The sequence below is a fragment of the Chryseobacterium sp. UF-290 genome (assembly GCF_058245615.1).
Map to the genome: position 1 here is coordinate 161,692 of NZ_JBSICB010000007.1, position 15,156 is coordinate 176,847.

A 15,156-nucleotide genomic window follows, 5' to 3' on the forward strand; every position below is an offset into this window, starting at 1 on the left:
ATATTTGTAATATTAAGTGAATTTATGAGAGTTTACAATACCAAACATTTCCTTAGAATCCTTTTCAGCTTACACAAAAGCGACACCTTAAAAATTCTTTTTCCAAGCATGATTCTGGTGGGGCTATACTCATGGGGCATTCAGTATTTAGAAGTGGAATATCTTCACCTTACTTCAAAATCAGGGGTAAGCAATGTAGGAATGATCCATTCTTTACTGGGTTTTGTGCTTTCACTTCTCCTGGTTTTCAGGACCAATACCGCATATGACAGATGGTGGGAAGGAAGGAAGCTTTGGGGTAAACTGGTAAACGATACCAGAAACTTTGCCATAAAGATCAATACTATTCTTGGAGACAGCCGTCAGGATGCAGAACAGATTGCAAGATATCTGAAGTTTTTTCCGCACTTTTTAGCCAAGCACCTTTCCAAGGAATCAACAAGGCTGGCTCTGGATGAAGATTACTCTGAAATTGAAAAGTCACTGAAAAATCACGGACCGAGTGAAATAATTATCCTTTTGAACCATAAGCTAAACCAGCTTAAAAAAGAAGGTAAGATTTCAGAAATTGAAATGCTGTATTTAGATACCCAGCTTTCCGGATTCCTGGATGTGTGCGGTGGATGTGAAAGAATTAAAAACACTCCTATTCCCTATTCTTATTCTTCTTTTATCAAGAAGTTCATTATTCTGTATGTTTTTGCTTTACCCATTGCGTATGTCATTACAATAGGGCTTTTTATGATCCCGCTTACCGTTTTTGTATATTATGTACTGATGAGCCTTGAGCTTATTGCTGAAGAGATTGAAGATCCTTTCAATAATGATGAGAATGATATCCCAATGGAAACATTAGCCCAGAATATTGAGAAAAATGTGCATCAGATCATGAGCCGAAAATAAAAAATCAACCTCTTAAAGGTTGATTTCTTTTAATTCGCCGTCTGCTTTGATTTCTACAAACTTACTTTCCCGGTTTGCAGCGTCATATCCGTAGAAAAATGTACTGTATATCGGTGTAGAATACAGATAGTTCCCATAACCGTTATATGCATCTGAAGTTCCTGTCTGCTTCTGATAACTTGCCGTTGCAGTAAAGTTCACAATCGTTTCAAGATAATATTTCCCGGGTTTTAATTTTTCAAATTTAAATCTGCCATGATCATCCGTTAATGCTTCTATTCTGTATTTAAAAGCTTCTTCAGACATATAGACCGTCGTTTTCTTGTTTTCATACTTTTTTCTCATGTTGTAAAATTCCTCAAAATAAGGAGTTACCGGAAAAAGCATAACAACAGTTCCTTTAGCCGCATAATGTTTCTGTCCCAGCAAGGGCTTGATTCCCCAATTGTTTTTTTGTTTGGTAGAAGCCACCCCTTCAATTGTGGAATTTCCGAATGCAAGCATTTCACGGGCTAGTTTTTTATCAAAAAAAGCCTGCGGATAATACGTGTTCTGAGCCTTTGAAGAGAAAAAAGCCAATATCAGTATGAATAAAGTGAATAATTTTTTCATAGTATATTTTTGAGTCAAATATAAGTATTTTACTATTTTTGAAATAAAAATAGCTATGAAATACGCTCTTCTATTATTTTTTTCTGCTTCGTCCCTCGTGCTGGCGCAGAAACCCTGCGGATATAAAGACGGACTGCAGGAAGGATCCTGTAAAGAGTTTTTTGACAACGGGCAGGTAAAAAACGTTGTTGAATGGAAAAAAGGAAAAAAAGAAGGTGACGCGGTCTTTTATCATGAAAACGGAAAAGTAAATGCAAAAGGAGAATACAAAAAAGATTTCAAGGTAAAGGAATGGAGCTACTATGATAAAAATGGAGTTCTGACGTCTAAGGAAGTTTTCACAAACGGAGAAAAGAATATCTATGACAATAGCTTTACAGGCACTTTTTATTCTCCTTCCGGTAAAGTGGAAGAAATTTCTCATTATAAATTTGCCAAACTGCACGGAGAGACCAGGCTATTCCATGAAGACGGGAAATCGATAAAACAGATCGGTTATTATGAAAACGGTATTGCTACCGGAAAATGGAAAGTCTTTTATCCATCAGGTAAAATACAGCGTGAGACAGAATTCGTCAATGATAAATGGAATGGCAACAGAATTCATTACCGCGAAGACGGAAGCATTGAAAAAACAGAGGTCTACAAAGACGGAAAATTAATCTCAACAAAATAATACAATTGGTACAGAAACTAAAACTGGAAGAACTGAACAGGATAGATGTAGAAACATTTAAGAAGGTTGAAAAAATTCCATTAGTCATCATTTTAGACAATATCAGAAGCATGCATAATGTGGGAGCTGCCTTCAGGACAGCTGACGCATTTCTGGTCGAAAAAATAATCCTTTGCGGAATTACCCCGCAACCGCCTCACCGGGAGATTCACAAAGCAGCGTTAGGCGCTACGGAAAGTGTAGACTGGGCCCACGAAGAAGAAACCAACAATGCTATTGCAGACCTGAAAAGCAAAGGTTACGAAATTATAGGAATTGAACAAACTACCGACAGTCAGCTTATTACTGATTTCACGATTGACAGATCAAAAAAATATGCTTTGATCTTAGGGAATGAAGTAGAAGGAATCAGCGATGAAGTTCTGCCCAATATTGATGTTTTCCTGGAAATTCCACAGCTTGGTACAAAGCATTCTCTGAATGTAAGCGTATGCGGCGGAATTGTCATGTGGGAATTTGCAAAAGCCTTAAAATAAAAAAACTGCATATGTCATTAACAGACAGTGCAGTTTGAAATAAATCTAATAAAAAGTAAAAATGAAAGGCGACAAAGGTACCTTTTTTTTCTTTACAAACAAATTTTAAAGTCACTTTTTTTGTCCGGGTTTAAAAAAAGTCATGTTTTCAGAAAAAGTTTCATTTAATTTTTTATAAATTAGCACAATGTTTATCAAGGACTATATCTCAAAAGACTTTCCGTGTTTTAGCCTGTCTGATTCCATTGAATCGGCCAGAAATATATTGGAGGATTTTGGATATTCCCATATTTTCATCAAAAAATCCCATCATTTTTATGGGGCTCTTGCCAAAGACTTTCTTTATGAGGAAGACGGGGGAACGCTGAAAGAACTTGAGCATCAGATCGAGCGGTTTGCCATCCTGGAAGACAACAATATCATGGACAGCATCCGTCTGTTCTATACGTTCGGATCCAATGTGATCCCGGTGATCAGCAAGAATGAAAAGTATCTGGGATATATTACCTGTGAGGACATTTTCCAGGTCCTGTCCCGTTATCCGTTGTTTTCGGAAACAGGAGCTATCCTAACGATAGAAACGCCCGCCAGAAAATACTCAATGACAGAGATTGCCAATATTGTAGAGAGCAATAATTCAAAATTCTACGGAGGGTTCATAAGTTTCATGTCTGAAGAAGTGATCCATATCACCATCAAGATCAGCAACGAAAATCTGGCTTCGATAGACTCAACTTTTGACCGGTATGACTACAGAATTGTTGAAAAATACTATTCTGATGAAAAAACCGATCTGTTTAAAGACCGATTTGGTTTTTTCCAAAAATTCATAGAAATATAACATGAAGGCAGCCATATATTCTCAGAAAAAAGATCTTGATACTTTTTTATATTTAAGCAAGTTTATCTCTGAACTTGAAACCAGAGGTGTAAAATCTGTTCTGTACGATGAAATGGCTGAAGCGCTTCAGTTTTCAAAAATTTTCGAGACCTTCAACTGCAAGCAGGATCTTTTGGATAAAGAAGTAGATCTGTTCTTCACTTTCGGAGGTGACGGAACGATTGTAAATTCACTGACATTCATTGAAGATCTTGAGATCCCTGTTGTAGGGGTAAATACAGGAAGACTGGGATTTCTTGCTTTTTTCACTAAAGAAGAAGCTTTTAAAGAACTGGATTCCATCTTAAAAGGAGATGTAAAAACAAGCCGCCGTGCTGTGATTGAAGTTGTTTCACCCAAACTGGAAGGCTCTTTCCCTTACGCATTGAATGACGTTACCGTTTCCAGAAAGGAAACCACATCGATGATCACCGTAGATTCCTACATCAATGGTGAATTTCTAAATGTATTCTGGGGAGATGGCGTAATCATTTCAACACCTACCGGTTCTACCGCCTACTCTCTGAGCTGTGGAGGACCTATCATTTCTCCGAACAACGAAAATTTTGTCATCACACCGATCGCCCCTCACAATCTGAATGTAAGACCTTTGGTAGTGAATGATAAAGTAGAGATAAAGCTCAGGGTGGAAAGCCGTGTACCACAATACTCTCTTTCCTTAGACTCCCGGCTGATACATATCGAAACCGACAAGGAAATCATCATCAAAAAGGCAGGATTTCAGCTTCTTCTGGTACAGCCCAACAGTTTGAGCTTCTACGAAACCATCCGCCAGAAGCTGCTTTGGGGACGGGACAAAAGAAATTAGTAATTTCTTAAAAATGATTACCTTTACACGAAATTAAAACACCTAATAAATTTATAACAAAAAGTAAAACATGAGCAGAATTTTTCCGGCAGGAGTTGCCACAGGTCAGTTAGTTACTGATATCTTTCAGTATGCTAAAGAAAACAAATTTGCATTACCTGCAGTAAACGTAATTGGATCAAGCAACGTAAACGCTACGATGGAAACTGCAGCGAAATTGAACTCTCCTGTAATTATCCAGTTTTCAAATGGTGGAGCTGCTTTCAATGCAGGGAAAGGATTAAGCAATGACGGACAGAAGTCTGCAATCTTAGGAGCGATCGCAGGTGCTAAACATATTCATACCCTTGCTGAAGCTTACGGGGCAACTGTAATTTTACACACAGACCACTGTGCAAAAAAATTACTTCCCTGGATCGACGGATTGATGGATGCTAACGAAGAATTCTTCAGGCAGACAGGAAAATCCCTTTACTCATCTCACATGCTGGACCTTTCTGAAGAACCTTTAGAAGAAAACATTGCGATTTCTGCTAAATATTTCGAAAGAATGGCAAAGCTTCAGATGACTCTTGAAGTAGAAATCGGAGTTACAGGTGGTGAAGAAGACGGTGTTGACAATTCAGATGTTGATAACTCAAAATTATATACTCAACCGGAAGATGTAGCTTATACCTATGAAAAATTAAAAGCTATTTCTGACAACTTTACCATTGCAGCTGCATTTGGTAACGTACACGGAGTTTACAAGCCAGGAAATGTGGTTCTTACACCGAAGATCCTTGACAACTCTCAGAAATATGTTCAGGAGAAATTCGGTACTGCTGCCAAGCCGGTTAACTTTGTATTCCACGGAGGATCAGGATCTACTTTGGAGGAGATCAGAGAAGCGATCGACTACGGAGTCATCAAAATGAATATCGACACTGACCTTCAGTTTGCTTATACAGAAGGCGTTAGAGATTATATGGTCAACAATATCGATTATTTAAGAGCTCAGATCGGAAACCCTGAAGGAGAAGAAAAACCTAACAAGAAATTCTACGACCCAAGAGTTTGGGTAAGAAAAGGTGAGGAAACTTTCTCTACAAGATTGGTGAAAGCATTTGAAGATTTAAATAACGTAAATACTTTAAAATAAGAACTGTACATTTGTATTAATGTAAAACGTATTCATAACGAATGCATTTACATTAATACTTTTTACATTTATACATTAATACTAATACAAAATGGCATTCGACTGGTTTAAAAGAAAAGCAAAAAACATTACCACCTCTACTGATGAAAAAAAGGACGTTCCCAAAGGCCTATGGCATCAGACTCCATCAGGAAAAGTTGTGGAACATGATGAACTCAAGAGAAATAACTATGTTTCTCCTGAAGACGGATTTCATGTAAGAATAGGAAGTGCGGAATTTTTTGACATCCTTTTTGACGGCGGCAAGTTTACCGAACTGGATGCCAATGTGGAAAGTATTGATATCTTAAACTTTAAAGATACAAAACCTTATAAAGACCGTTTAAAGGAAGTAAAGGCGAAGACAAAGCTTACAGATTCCATCAGAAATGCTGTAGGAACTGTAAAGGGAACTGAAATGGTAGTTTCCTGTATGGATTTTGCTTTCATTGGAGGATCTCTAGGCTCCGTAATGGGAGAAAAGATCAGAAGAGCGATAGATTACTGTATCAAGCACAAACTTCCGTATATGATCATCTGTCAGTCGGGAGGTGCAAGAATGCAGGAAGCAACCTATTCTTTGATGCAGCTGGCTAAAGTTCAGGCTAAGCTTGCCCAGCTTTCAGAAGCGGGACTTTTGTATATCGCTTATCTTTGTGACCCTACTTTCGGAGGAATCACGGCTTCTTTCGCTATGACGGCTGATATCATCATGGCTGAGCCGGGAGCTCTTATCGGTTTCGCGGGACCAAGAGTAATCCGTGAGACGATCGGTAGAGACCTTCCTGAAGGATTCCAGACATCAGAATTCTTACAGGAAAAAGGATTTGTAGATTTCATCGTAAAAAGAACTGAAATTCAGGATACTGTTGCCAAAACAGTTAGTTTATTAGCTGCAAAAGCATAGTATCTGTAACAAAAACAATACAATCTCTCTCTAATTAGGGAGAGATTTTTATTTATGAGGACTTTCAAGATATTTTTCAATACCATCCGGAGTATGAGCTTTAAAAAGATCGTTCGTCTTTTATCGCTTATTCTCCCCCATCCTCTTTTTGCCCTACTGAGCTTTCATGCTACGGTAAAAGCATTCACGATAGCACAGCAAAGATTTCCGGAAACAGCATCCAGTAACGGTATAGGAAATGCTTTCAGACATGCGTTATGGTGTTGTTTCATTATGATGTACTGCTGTAAAATTTCCTCTCCTAAAAAAGCGCTGGATTTCTGCAAGAGAATGACAGATCTGCATGAAGAGCTATTTCCCAACCAGCCTCTGGAAACCAAAATGGATCTTCATAACAACAAGTTTGGAATGGATTATTTCATGGAGCTTTTACCCGGAATCCATCGTCAGTTTTTTGAGAAAAGCTTCTTTGTGGAGGGATTAATCAAAAAAATGGAGGATACTAAAGTCCTTAAAAACCTGGATGATAATTTTGAGGGTCACCTGGTTTACCTGGAGGAATAATCTTTTATTTTAACCGCAGAATACGCAAAGGAAATATAAAGCCCGCTGCCTATTTTTTGTTCGCAAAGGCATTCCATTCATCAATAGACTTTGCAAACACTGCATTAAAATAAATCTGAATAATTAACAAGCTGTCATTAGGCTTTCTTTATTTTTGTGGTTTAAAGTATTTTTGATAAGTTTAAACAATTAATTAAATCCAAATGGTTCTCAGCAGAATTTGGTCGGCTTTTATTATCATCGCCATTGCCATTGCCAGTATAAAATATATTTCGTCAAGCCACTACAAAACCATTTTCAATGATATGGTGGTAGGAAAAGGTGGTGATACGGTGAAAATCGCAACCCAGCCTATAAACACCCTTGCTCCTGTTGTCAGGGACAGCCTGATGAAAAAAAGTGATTTTGCCGACAGCAGAATCCACTATAAAACAGATTCTTTAAAACAAGATGTAAAAGTTTACCGTCTTCAGGAAGCTGACGGCGTTATCGGAACATCAGAAACCGCAGTAAAGATCTGTCTTGGACTGATCGGGATCATGACCCTCTTTATGGGATTCATGAGCATTGCGGAAAAAGCAGGCGGAATCAATCTGTTGAGTCGTTTTATTCAGCCGTTTTTCTCAAAATTATTTCCTGATATCCCTAAAAACCATCCGGCATTCGGACATATGCTGATGAACTTCAGCGCCAATCTTCTTGGTCTGGATAATGCCGCTACACCTTTCGGTTTAAAGGCGATGGAAAGTCTGCAGACCTTAAATCCCAATAAAGATACCGCCAGCAATTCACAGATCATGTTCCTGTGCCTTCACGCGGGAGGAATGACCCTTATCCCCGTGTCTATTATTGCGATCAGAGCGTCAATGGGATCAAAAACACCTACCGATATTTTCTTACCGTGCATGATCGCTACCTTTGCGGCCACTTTAGCGGCAATGATCATTGTATCTTTATATCAGAAGATCAATCTGCTTCGCCCGGTAGTTATTGCTTATGTAGGCGGAATTTCAGCGATCATCGGATTATTGGTCGTGTATCTGGTACAACTGAGCAAAGATGAGCTGGATGATTTCAGCAAAGTCCTCAGCAATGGCCTTATTCTCTTTATTTTCCTTTCCATCGTACTTGGAGCTGTTTATAAAAAGATCAACGTTTTTGATGCCTTTATTGAAGGGGCAAAAGAAGGGTTTACCACTTGTGTTAAGATTATTCCTTACCTGGTTGGGATGCTGATCGCTATTTCCCTGTTAAGAACATCCGGTGTTTTCGATGTGATCATCGATGGTATGAAATGGGCCGCCAATGCAGCAAGTCTGGATCCGAGATTCGTTGACGGGCTTCCTACCGCTTTGATCAAACCTTTATCCGGTTCCGGAGCAAGAGGTATGATGGTAGATACAATGGCCACCTTCGGAGCAGACAGCTTCCAGGGTAAACTGGCAGCAGTCCTTCAGGGAAGCTCAGATACGACGTTTTATGTAATTGCCGTATATTTTGGAGCCGTAGCTGTAAAGAACACCAGATATACGGTAATTGCCATGCTTCTGGCCGACCTAGTAGGGGTTATTACATCAATTGCTCTCGCCTATTTGTTTTTTGCTTAATTCATTAACAAGATGAAAGCCTACATCCAGACCGACAAACATGGTGAATTTTATAATGTGAATGCTTTTACTGCCTACGAAGGCTTTAAAAATTTTGGTTTTGAAATTGAGAAATTTACAGATGCTGATGAGATCACGGATTCCAATCCGGAACCTATTATCGTTGGAGGTATTCTGAATGTACGAAAACGACTACAGAATCTACATATTCCCCGTGAAGCTAAAGAGATTGATTACCAGGAAGAGCTAAAGCCTTTTTTAAAAAGAAAGATTTGGGATTCTACTATTAATGAGATATTCAACAGCAGAAACTGGAATATTTTTATAAAGCCACAGACAGAGACCAAGCTTTTTCCCGGCAAGGTTATCAAAAATGAAATGGATTTTCTTGGACTCATTGATCAGGAAAATGATATAAAAATATGGTGTTCCGAGCTCATTAATTTTAAAACGGAATGGAGATGTTTCATCCGTTATAAAGAAATTCTGGATATCAGAAGATACAAGGGAGACTGGGATACAAAAATTGATCTAAAAACCGTTCAGAATGCCATTTCAGCATTTCAATCCCAACCTCATTCTTACGCTTTGGATTTTGGCGTTAATGAAGAAGGAGAAACAATATTGGTGGAAGTAAACGATGGCCATTCTCTGGGAACATACGGACTTTCTTCCTCCCATTATGCCAGGTTTCTTTCTGCCAGATGGAGTGAACTGGCTCAAACAGAAGATTATTTAAAGTTTTAATTAAAAATATCAGTATATGATCACAGATAAAGAATTTACCTTACGACTCATCCGTCAACTGACGCAGGCATTGGAAAAACTGATCCTTGACAAACCCGAAGAAAGCCTGATGCAGAAAGAACTGGATTTTGATACGCTGATGAGAGATATTTTCAAGATGAGCTTCATAGAAATTTCTTCCAAGACAAAAGAAGAGATGATTGAAATCGTCAATGAAAGACAGGAAAGAGACCACAAAGACTATTATGAAATGCTGGGTAATCTTTTCTACTTTAAAAGCAGAGAAGACCAGGATAAAGATTTCCAGGATAAAGCAAAGACATTCTATGAGCTTTATCTTCAGACCAGCGGAATTTTTGCCCTTCCTGTTATCAATAGAATTAATGAATTAAAAAAAGCACTTGAGTAAAGTGCTTTTATATTTTAGAATGTAATCTTATAAGTTCCTGTAGATGATGTACTGGCTTTCTCCGCCTTTACATATTTCTTTACCCAGGCTACGGAGGTGGAAGATACACAAGGATCTGAAATACCTCCTGTTCTTCTTGCGGAAACCACATTTCCGGCTTTATCCACCGTATAAGCTATGGTAATTGATCCGCTGGCAGTACAGCTGTGAGATGGCTGAGCCCCTCCTCTGCCCATCGTTCCCGGAATATATCCGATCAGCTTTCTGTCGATCCCCACCTTGCTGTCTCCATTTCCATCGCCTCCCAAAGGATCTCCTGCATTACCGATACCTTCACCGGTTCCCTGGCTTCCCGCCTTGGTACCTCTTCCTCTGATCAGGTTTCCAATAGCAGCATTCCCTTTTCCGTCACCATTTCCGGTTTTGGAATTGGCAGTAGTGGCGCCTGATTTTTTAGTATTTTTCGAAGCGCTGGTACTTGTTGCTTCCTTTTTTTCAGCTTTTTTTGATTCTTCTTTTTTAGGAACTGTATTTTTTGAATTATTTCCTGTGATGACCTTCTCCTTAACTTCAGTTTTCTTGGGCTCAGGTATTGGTTCCGGTTCGGGTTTAACTATGGTCTTCGTTTCCGGAACAGGCGTTTCAGCTGGTTCAGGAGTTATCTCTTCGGTAGCCGCAGCTAAACTTCCCGGTTGCTCGGCAGGCTCTTCAATTCCATTTCCGTTCCGGTTATCCCCAAAATTCACAAGCATTGTGGTTACCAATTCAGGTTCCTGATCCAGTTCAGGTTTTAATTTATAATAAAAAACAAAAAGCAAAACGGCAGCCCAGATAAGGATAGAAAGCAGAGCGCTTTTTATCCTGTCTTTATTTTCTTCGTTTCTATTTGCTGTATAGCTTCTCATCTTAAAAAAGTAATTCTTTCCGGAGATTCCGGCTTATTATTTATCTTTAACCGTTGCAATAGCAATATTAAACTTATGCTTTTCAGCGATTTCCATGACAAAAACAACATCTTTATGCAATGTATTTTCGTCTGCTCTGATCGTGAAAGATTTATTTGTTTGACCGGTTAATTTATCCACAATAATTTTTTCCAGCTCACCTTTGTTTACCGGATTATCATCTACAAAAAATGAACCATCCGGTTTGATGCTTACCGTCAAAGGATTGGGAATATTATCTTCAACTGCTCCGGTCTTCGGGAGATTCACATCTATAGCACTTTGATTGGCTGCAGAAGAAGTCACCATAAAGAAGATCAGCATCAACAGGATAACGTCTGTCATCGCTGCTAAACTGAATTCCGGATTCGCCTTATTTCTTCTCTGAATTTTCATCTGTTTATTCTGATATTTTTAATGGTCAGATGGAATCGCTCAATTAATAATTCCAAAAAAGAACTTTTTCCGATAGCGATTTCATAAGAAATATTTATAAAGGTTTGTTGATAAGGTCTAAAAATTCTCCTGACATATTCTGAGCTTTCAATACGAACTTATCAATCTTTGTCAAAAGGATATTATAGCAGAAATTAGCAGGAATTGCCACTGCCAGACCTACCGCTGTCTGCCCTAAGGCTGTATAAATACCTTCCGAAAGTGTTTTCGGAGAGAAAGATCCTGTCGCATGCGACAAATTGAAGAAAGCAATAATCATCCCTATTACCGTACCCAAAAGCCCCAGCATCGGAGCAATACTCGGAACTACAGCCAAAAGGTTCAGGTTTTTCTCCATATTCGCCACTTCTACCTGTGCCTGAGATTCCATGGCACTAACGATATCAGAAACAGGACGACCCAATCTTGAGATTCCTTTTTCCAGGATTCTTCCTTCAGGTGAGTTCTGCGTCTTGCAGTAGTCAGCCGCCGCTTCTATCTTCCCTGCTTTGATAAAATCTTCAATATTATTCATAAAATTGGAATCAGTCTTTGACGTCAGCCTTTTGATAAAGAAGAATCTTTCAAAAAACAGATACAAAGAGAGTACGCCCAACAGCAATACAGTTGCCATCACTATTTTAGCGAAGGCTCCTCCGTGGAACATGATCTTCCAAAATGAAAATTCTAAATTGTCTGTAGCAGCTACGGGTGTAGCAATTTGCGCAAATAAAATCTGAGAAAGTTCCGTTAACAGCATTAAATGTGAATTTTATTAAAGTTTCAACGACAAATGTAGTGGAATATTATGAATTGATATCTTAAAAATTGCTTAAAAACAACTTAAATTTTGTTATGATTTACAAACAGCAAATTTCTTTCCAAAAGAAGTTTTGAAAAGAAATTTGATATAAAAAAGGATGAGAGACTTTATTAATCTTCGTCTACCTCAATATCATCCTGCCTGAATTCACATTTTAACCTAAAAGGGATCGGGGTATCTGATCCGGTATAGAAATCATCAATAGTTCCTTTCCAGGTTACCTGAAGCTCTCCTTCCTCGTTTTTCTCAAAAAAAAGCTCATTGTCATAGATATAAGCGTCATCGTCATCGAACAGGTCTACTTCTGTGTAGGTTTCTTCGTCGGAATCATTGATTTTGATAGTCTTTCCTTCTATTTCAGACGACTCAATAGGGAAATCAAAAACTTCGAGAGAGAGCTGCGGAAAGTTGTACTGTAATGAATCATCATCTACATGATCCAAACTGTCATCCGTAATAATTTCAACCTCTAATAAATGTTGCTGGTTGCTATAGACCGCTTTACAATAAGTATTTCTGATATTGTATTTTAGCGTTTCGTCCGGATGGTAAATTTTTAAAATCCCTTTCATTTTTTCTTAAAAAAGAACTGTAATAATATGATTGTTAAACGTTTTAGACAAAGATAAAAAATTGATTTAAAGTTGAAAGTATTTTGAAAATTATTTTTTTAAAATCAATCCGGACGATGGGTATGAATCTCCCAATAATACTTACTTTTGTTTCATAAAGATTCTGAAAATGAAAAACATTTTATCCAAAAGTATTCTGGGAATAGGATTGATACTCGGCCTTGCATCATGCAAAAAGTCAGATTCTCCCCTTACCAAAGTGACCCCCAGCAACCTGGATTCGATTGCAGCCAATTACTACGAGCAGTATCTTAAGCTATATCCTTTAGACGCTACCGCTCAGGGAGATACAAGATACAACGACCAGCTTCCCATTAATATTGATAAAGACTTTATATCAGGAGAAATTGCCTTTTACTATTCGGTACAGAAACAACTTGGCAATGTAGACTACAAAGCTCTATCTGATGAGAACAAGGTAGTATACGATGTCCTGGACTTTACTTTAAAAGATAAAATCGAGGCTTATATCTATCATCCTGAATACATCCCTTTTACTCAGTTTGGAGGACTTCCGCTTACCTTCCCATTGTATGGAAGCGGACAGGGCAGCCAGCCGTTCAAAACTGAAAAAGACTACAGCGACTGGTTAAAAAGAATGGAAAAGTTCCCGGAATGGATGGATGCCGCTGCAGACAACTTCCGTGAGGGAATCAGCAACAAGATCGTACTTCCTAAAAAGCTGGTTGTCAAAATGATCCCTCAAATGAAAGCTGAGGAGATCACCACTTCCGATATGGACAAAAATATTTTCTACGGACCTATCAAAAATTTTCCAAAAAGCTTTAGCCAGGCCCAGAAAGATAAATTTTCGGCACTTTATAAAGATGCTATTACGAAAAAGATCATCCCTGCCTACACCAAAATGGGAACTTTTTTAGAGAAGGAATATTTACCGAAAGCCAGAGATACTGACGGATACAACAGTCTTCCTAACGGGAATGAAATATACGGCTATTATGTAAAAACCTGGACGACCACCAAAAAAACACCTGAGGAGATCAATAAGATCGGTCAACAGCAGGTGGCTATGCTTCGTGCAGAAATGGAAAAGGTAAAGCAACAGGTAGGCTTTACAGGAACTCTGGAAGAGTTTATCACTTTTGTGAAAACTGATCCAAAGGCAATGACCTATAAAAGTGCCAGGGAGGTTTTAGCCGGATTCAATGGTATTCTGACCAAGATCACACCAAAGCTGAAAACCATGTTCAATGTGACTCCTAAAACAAAGTTTGAGATCAGACAGACGGAAAAGTTCAGAGAGGCCAGCGCAAGCGCGGAATACATTCCCGGAACTCCGGACGGAAAAAGAGCAGGTATATTTTATGTACCGCTTCCTGATCCTGCAAAGTTCAATGTCACTTCAGGAATGGAATCTCTTTTCCTTCATGAAGCGATTCCGGGGCACCATTACCAGGTTTCTTTGCAGCAGGAAAATACAAAACTGCCAAAATTCATGAGATTCGGATGGTTTGGAGCTTATGGCGAAGGTTGGGCCCATTATTGTGAAACATTAGGCCCAGAGTTTGGATTGTATACAGATCCTTACCAAAAGATGGGGTATTTAAGCGATCAGATGCTGAGAGCAGTAAGACTGGTTATAGATACTGGTCTGCACACCGGAAAAATGACCAGGGAGGAAGCCATTAAATATTTCCTCAGCAATATTTCCTATGATGAAGGAGCTGCCGTTGCAGAAGTGGAAAGATATATGGCAATGCCCGGGCAGGCCCTGGGATATAAGATCGGAGCTTTAAGAATCCGTGAGCTGAGAGAAAAATATCAGAAAGAGCTAGGCAATAAGTTTAACCTGGCAAGCTTCCACGATGAAATATTGAGCCAGGGATGCCTTCCATTAGATGTTCTGAACAGAAAGATGGGGCTTTGGGCAAAAAAACAAAAATAGTTCTTATGAGACTATTTTTGTTTTTTATTTTTCTATTACTGACCGCTTTAAATTGTCAAAAGAATCAAAATTTTGAAAAATTTATTGTTGATAAAACTTTACCTTCTCATGACACGATACAGATTCTCTCAAAATATCCTGAACTGAAACTATATCATAGTGAAATCGTGGAGAGTAAAACAAGAACTGCTTATATTGTTCAGAAAGCAATTTTTTTTGATCAATATAAAACCGGGACAATCTACTTTACTGATTATAAATGTAAAGCTCTTTATAAAAATGATACCCTGAATATCTGGTTGAATAATAACAATGGATATTTTGGAAACGGAGTTGTAGTTCAGGCATTCAATAATCAATTTAAAATCAAAGACATAAATCCTAAAACATTAAGAAACGAAATAAAGTTTATCACTTCAAATATTGTAGCCCAAAAGCTAACTCTCAACGCATCAAATTTCAAAAAAAATGATAGTATTTATGGTTTCATAGATTATAAATGTAATATAGACAGATTGGTTCAGAAGCACTTCAAAGGATATTTCAAAACCGTAATAAAATAAAAT

General features: G+C 38.3%; 18 protein-coding genes. 13 read left to right on the forward strand and 5 right to left on the reverse strand.

Going from position 1 to position 15,156, the window contains the following annotated elements; translation table 11 throughout:
* The first annotated feature begins 24 nt into the window (after positions 1 to 24).
* Positions 25 to 903, forward strand: a complete 879-nt coding sequence (locus AC4IF5_RS10725; RefSeq protein ID WP_490734340.1) for a bestrophin family protein — start codon at positions 25 to 27, stop codon at positions 901 to 903.
* A gap of 12 nt (positions 904 to 915) precedes the next feature.
* Here AC4IF5_RS10725 and AC4IF5_RS10730 read toward each other — a convergent pair whose 3' ends face one another.
* On the reverse strand, positions 916 to 1,515 hold the full coding sequence (locus AC4IF5_RS10730; RefSeq protein ID WP_490734342.1) for a hypothetical protein: 600 nt from the start codon (positions 1,513 to 1,515) through the stop codon (positions 916 to 918).
* 55 nt (positions 1,516 to 1,570) lie between these two features.
* Between AC4IF5_RS10730 and AC4IF5_RS10735 the strand changes: the two genes are divergently transcribed.
* The 10 genes from AC4IF5_RS10735 to AC4IF5_RS10780 all read left to right on the forward strand — a co-directional run bounded on the left by AC4IF5_RS10735 (position 1,571) and on the right by AC4IF5_RS10780 (position 9,850).
* Positions 1,571 to 2,191 carry a toxin-antitoxin system YwqK family antitoxin gene (locus AC4IF5_RS10735; protein WP_490734344.1) on the forward strand — a complete coding sequence of 207 codons (621 nt, stop codon included), beginning with the start codon at positions 1,571 to 1,573 and terminating at the stop codon, positions 2,189 to 2,191.
* Between the two features lie 5 nt (positions 2,192 to 2,196).
* Entirely contained in the window at positions 2,197 to 2,727 is a 531-nt protein-coding gene (locus AC4IF5_RS10740; RefSeq protein ID WP_490734346.1) for an RNA methyltransferase, read from the forward strand.
* A gap of 187 nt (positions 2,728 to 2,914) precedes the next feature.
* Complete coding sequence (locus tag AC4IF5_RS10745) at positions 2,915 to 3,568, forward strand: CBS domain-containing protein (RefSeq protein ID WP_490734347.1); 654 nt, start codon at positions 2,915 to 2,917, stop codon at positions 3,566 to 3,568.
* Position 3,569: 1 nt separating this feature from the next.
* On the forward strand, positions 3,570 to 4,436 hold the full coding sequence (locus AC4IF5_RS10750) for an NAD kinase (protein WP_490734349.1): 867 nt from the start codon (positions 3,570 to 3,572) through the stop codon (positions 4,434 to 4,436).
* Positions 4,437 to 4,506: 70 nt separating this feature from the next.
* Complete coding sequence (fbaA, locus tag AC4IF5_RS10755) at positions 4,507 to 5,577, forward strand: class II fructose-bisphosphate aldolase (protein ID WP_490734351.1); 1,071 nt, start codon at positions 4,507 to 4,509, stop codon at positions 5,575 to 5,577.
* 91 nt (positions 5,578 to 5,668) lie between these two features.
* Positions 5,669 to 6,523, forward strand: coding sequence for an acetyl-CoA carboxylase, carboxyltransferase subunit beta (accD, locus tag AC4IF5_RS10760; protein ID WP_490734353.1), 855 nt, complete (start codon positions 5,669 to 5,671; stop codon positions 6,521 to 6,523).
* A 54-nt stretch (positions 6,524 to 6,577) separates the two neighbouring features.
* On the forward strand, positions 6,578 to 7,087 hold the full coding sequence (locus AC4IF5_RS10765; RefSeq protein WP_490734355.1) for a DUF6973 domain-containing protein: 510 nt from the start codon (positions 6,578 to 6,580) through the stop codon (positions 7,085 to 7,087).
* Between the two features lie 203 nt (positions 7,088 to 7,290).
* Positions 7,291 to 8,694, forward strand: a complete 1,404-nt coding sequence (locus tag AC4IF5_RS10770) for a nucleoside recognition domain-containing protein (protein ID WP_490734357.1) — start codon at positions 7,291 to 7,293, stop codon at positions 8,692 to 8,694.
* Positions 8,695 to 8,706: 12 nt separating this feature from the next.
* A complete protein-coding gene (locus AC4IF5_RS10775) occupies positions 8,707 to 9,441 on the forward strand; it encodes an ATP-grasp domain-containing protein (protein WP_490734359.1) in 735 nt (244 codons plus the stop codon).
* 16 nt (positions 9,442 to 9,457) lie between these two features.
* Positions 9,458 to 9,850 (forward strand): hypothetical protein, encoded by a 393-nt coding sequence (locus AC4IF5_RS10780; protein WP_490734361.1) that lies wholly within the window; start codon positions 9,458 to 9,460, stop codon positions 9,848 to 9,850.
* A 14-nt stretch (positions 9,851 to 9,864) separates the two neighbouring features.
* Here AC4IF5_RS10780 and AC4IF5_RS10785 read toward each other — a convergent pair whose 3' ends face one another.
* From AC4IF5_RS10785 to AC4IF5_RS10800, 4 genes are all read right to left on the reverse strand, one after another.
* Positions 9,865 to 10,755 carry a ferric siderophore ABC transporter substrate-binding protein gene (locus AC4IF5_RS10785; protein WP_490734362.1) on the reverse strand — a complete coding sequence of 297 codons (891 nt, stop codon included), beginning with the start codon at positions 10,753 to 10,755 and terminating at the stop codon, positions 9,865 to 9,867.
* Positions 10,756 to 10,791: 36 nt separating this feature from the next.
* Positions 10,792 to 11,190, reverse strand: coding sequence for an ExbD/TolR family protein (locus AC4IF5_RS10790; protein WP_490734364.1), 399 nt, complete (start codon positions 11,188 to 11,190; stop codon positions 10,792 to 10,794).
* Between the two features lie 94 nt (positions 11,191 to 11,284).
* Positions 11,285 to 11,989 carry a MotA/TolQ/ExbB proton channel family protein gene (locus AC4IF5_RS10795; protein ID WP_490734366.1) on the reverse strand — a complete coding sequence of 235 codons (705 nt, stop codon included), beginning with the start codon at positions 11,987 to 11,989 and terminating at the stop codon, positions 11,285 to 11,287.
* Positions 11,990 to 12,162: 173 nt separating this feature from the next.
* Positions 12,163 to 12,624, reverse strand: a complete 462-nt coding sequence (locus tag AC4IF5_RS10800; RefSeq protein WP_490734368.1) for a hypothetical protein — start codon at positions 12,622 to 12,624, stop codon at positions 12,163 to 12,165.
* A 169-nt stretch (positions 12,625 to 12,793) separates the two neighbouring features.
* On the opposite strand from AC4IF5_RS10800, the gene AC4IF5_RS10805 reads away from it, so the two are divergent.
* Complete coding sequence (locus AC4IF5_RS10805) at positions 12,794 to 14,590, forward strand: DUF885 domain-containing protein (protein ID WP_490734370.1); 1,797 nt, start codon at positions 12,794 to 12,796, stop codon at positions 14,588 to 14,590.
* Positions 14,569 to 15,153, forward strand: coding sequence for a hypothetical protein (locus tag AC4IF5_RS10810; protein ID WP_490734372.1), 585 nt, complete (start codon positions 14,569 to 14,571; stop codon positions 15,151 to 15,153). Before AC4IF5_RS10805 ends, AC4IF5_RS10810 begins: the two co-directional genes overlap by 22 nt.
* Positions 15,154 to 15,156: the final 3 nt, after the last annotated feature.

Bases quoted from the DNA above. Each gene is read 5' to 3' on its own strand.
- AC4IF5_RS10725 (WP_490734340.1), top strand. From the start codon at position 25: ATGAGAGTTTACAATACCAAACATTTCCTTAGAATCCTTTTCAGCTTA.
- AC4IF5_RS10730 (WP_490734342.1), bottom strand. From the start codon at position 1,515: ATGAAAAAATTATTCACTTTATTCATACTGATATTGGCTTTTTTCTCT.
- AC4IF5_RS10735 (WP_490734344.1), top strand. From the start codon at position 1,571: ATGAAATACGCTCTTCTATTATTTTTTTCTGCTTCGTCCCTCGTGCTG.
- AC4IF5_RS10745 (WP_490734347.1), top strand. From the start codon at position 2,915: ATGTTTATCAAGGACTATATCTCAAAAGACTTTCCGTGTTTTAGCCTG.
- AC4IF5_RS10750 (WP_490734349.1), top strand. From the start codon at position 3,570: ATGAAGGCAGCCATATATTCTCAGAAAAAAGATCTTGATACTTTTTTA.
- fbaA (WP_490734351.1), top strand. From the start codon at position 4,507: ATGAGCAGAATTTTTCCGGCAGGAGTTGCCACAGGTCAGTTAGTTACT.
- accD (WP_490734353.1), top strand. From the start codon at position 5,669: ATGGCATTCGACTGGTTTAAAAGAAAAGCAAAAAACATTACCACCTCT.
- AC4IF5_RS10765 (WP_490734355.1), top strand. From the start codon at position 6,578: ATGAGGACTTTCAAGATATTTTTCAATACCATCCGGAGTATGAGCTTT.
- AC4IF5_RS10770 (WP_490734357.1), top strand. From the start codon at position 7,291: ATGGTTCTCAGCAGAATTTGGTCGGCTTTTATTATCATCGCCATTGCC.
- AC4IF5_RS10775 (WP_490734359.1), top strand. From the start codon at position 8,707: ATGAAAGCCTACATCCAGACCGACAAACATGGTGAATTTTATAATGTG.
- AC4IF5_RS10780 (WP_490734361.1), top strand. From the start codon at position 9,458: ATGATCACAGATAAAGAATTTACCTTACGACTCATCCGTCAACTGACG.
- AC4IF5_RS10785 (WP_490734362.1), bottom strand. From the start codon at position 10,755: ATGAGAAGCTATACAGCAAATAGAAACGAAGAAAATAAAGACAGGATA.
- AC4IF5_RS10790 (WP_490734364.1), bottom strand. From the start codon at position 11,190: ATGAAAATTCAGAGAAGAAATAAGGCGAATCCGGAATTCAGTTTAGCA.
- AC4IF5_RS10795 (WP_490734366.1), bottom strand. From the start codon at position 11,989: ATGCTGTTAACGGAACTTTCTCAGATTTTATTTGCGCAAATTGCTACA.
- AC4IF5_RS10800 (WP_490734368.1), bottom strand. From the start codon at position 12,624: ATGAAAGGGATTTTAAAAATTTACCATCCGGACGAAACGCTAAAATAC.
- AC4IF5_RS10805 (WP_490734370.1), top strand. From the start codon at position 12,794: ATGAAAAACATTTTATCCAAAAGTATTCTGGGAATAGGATTGATACTC.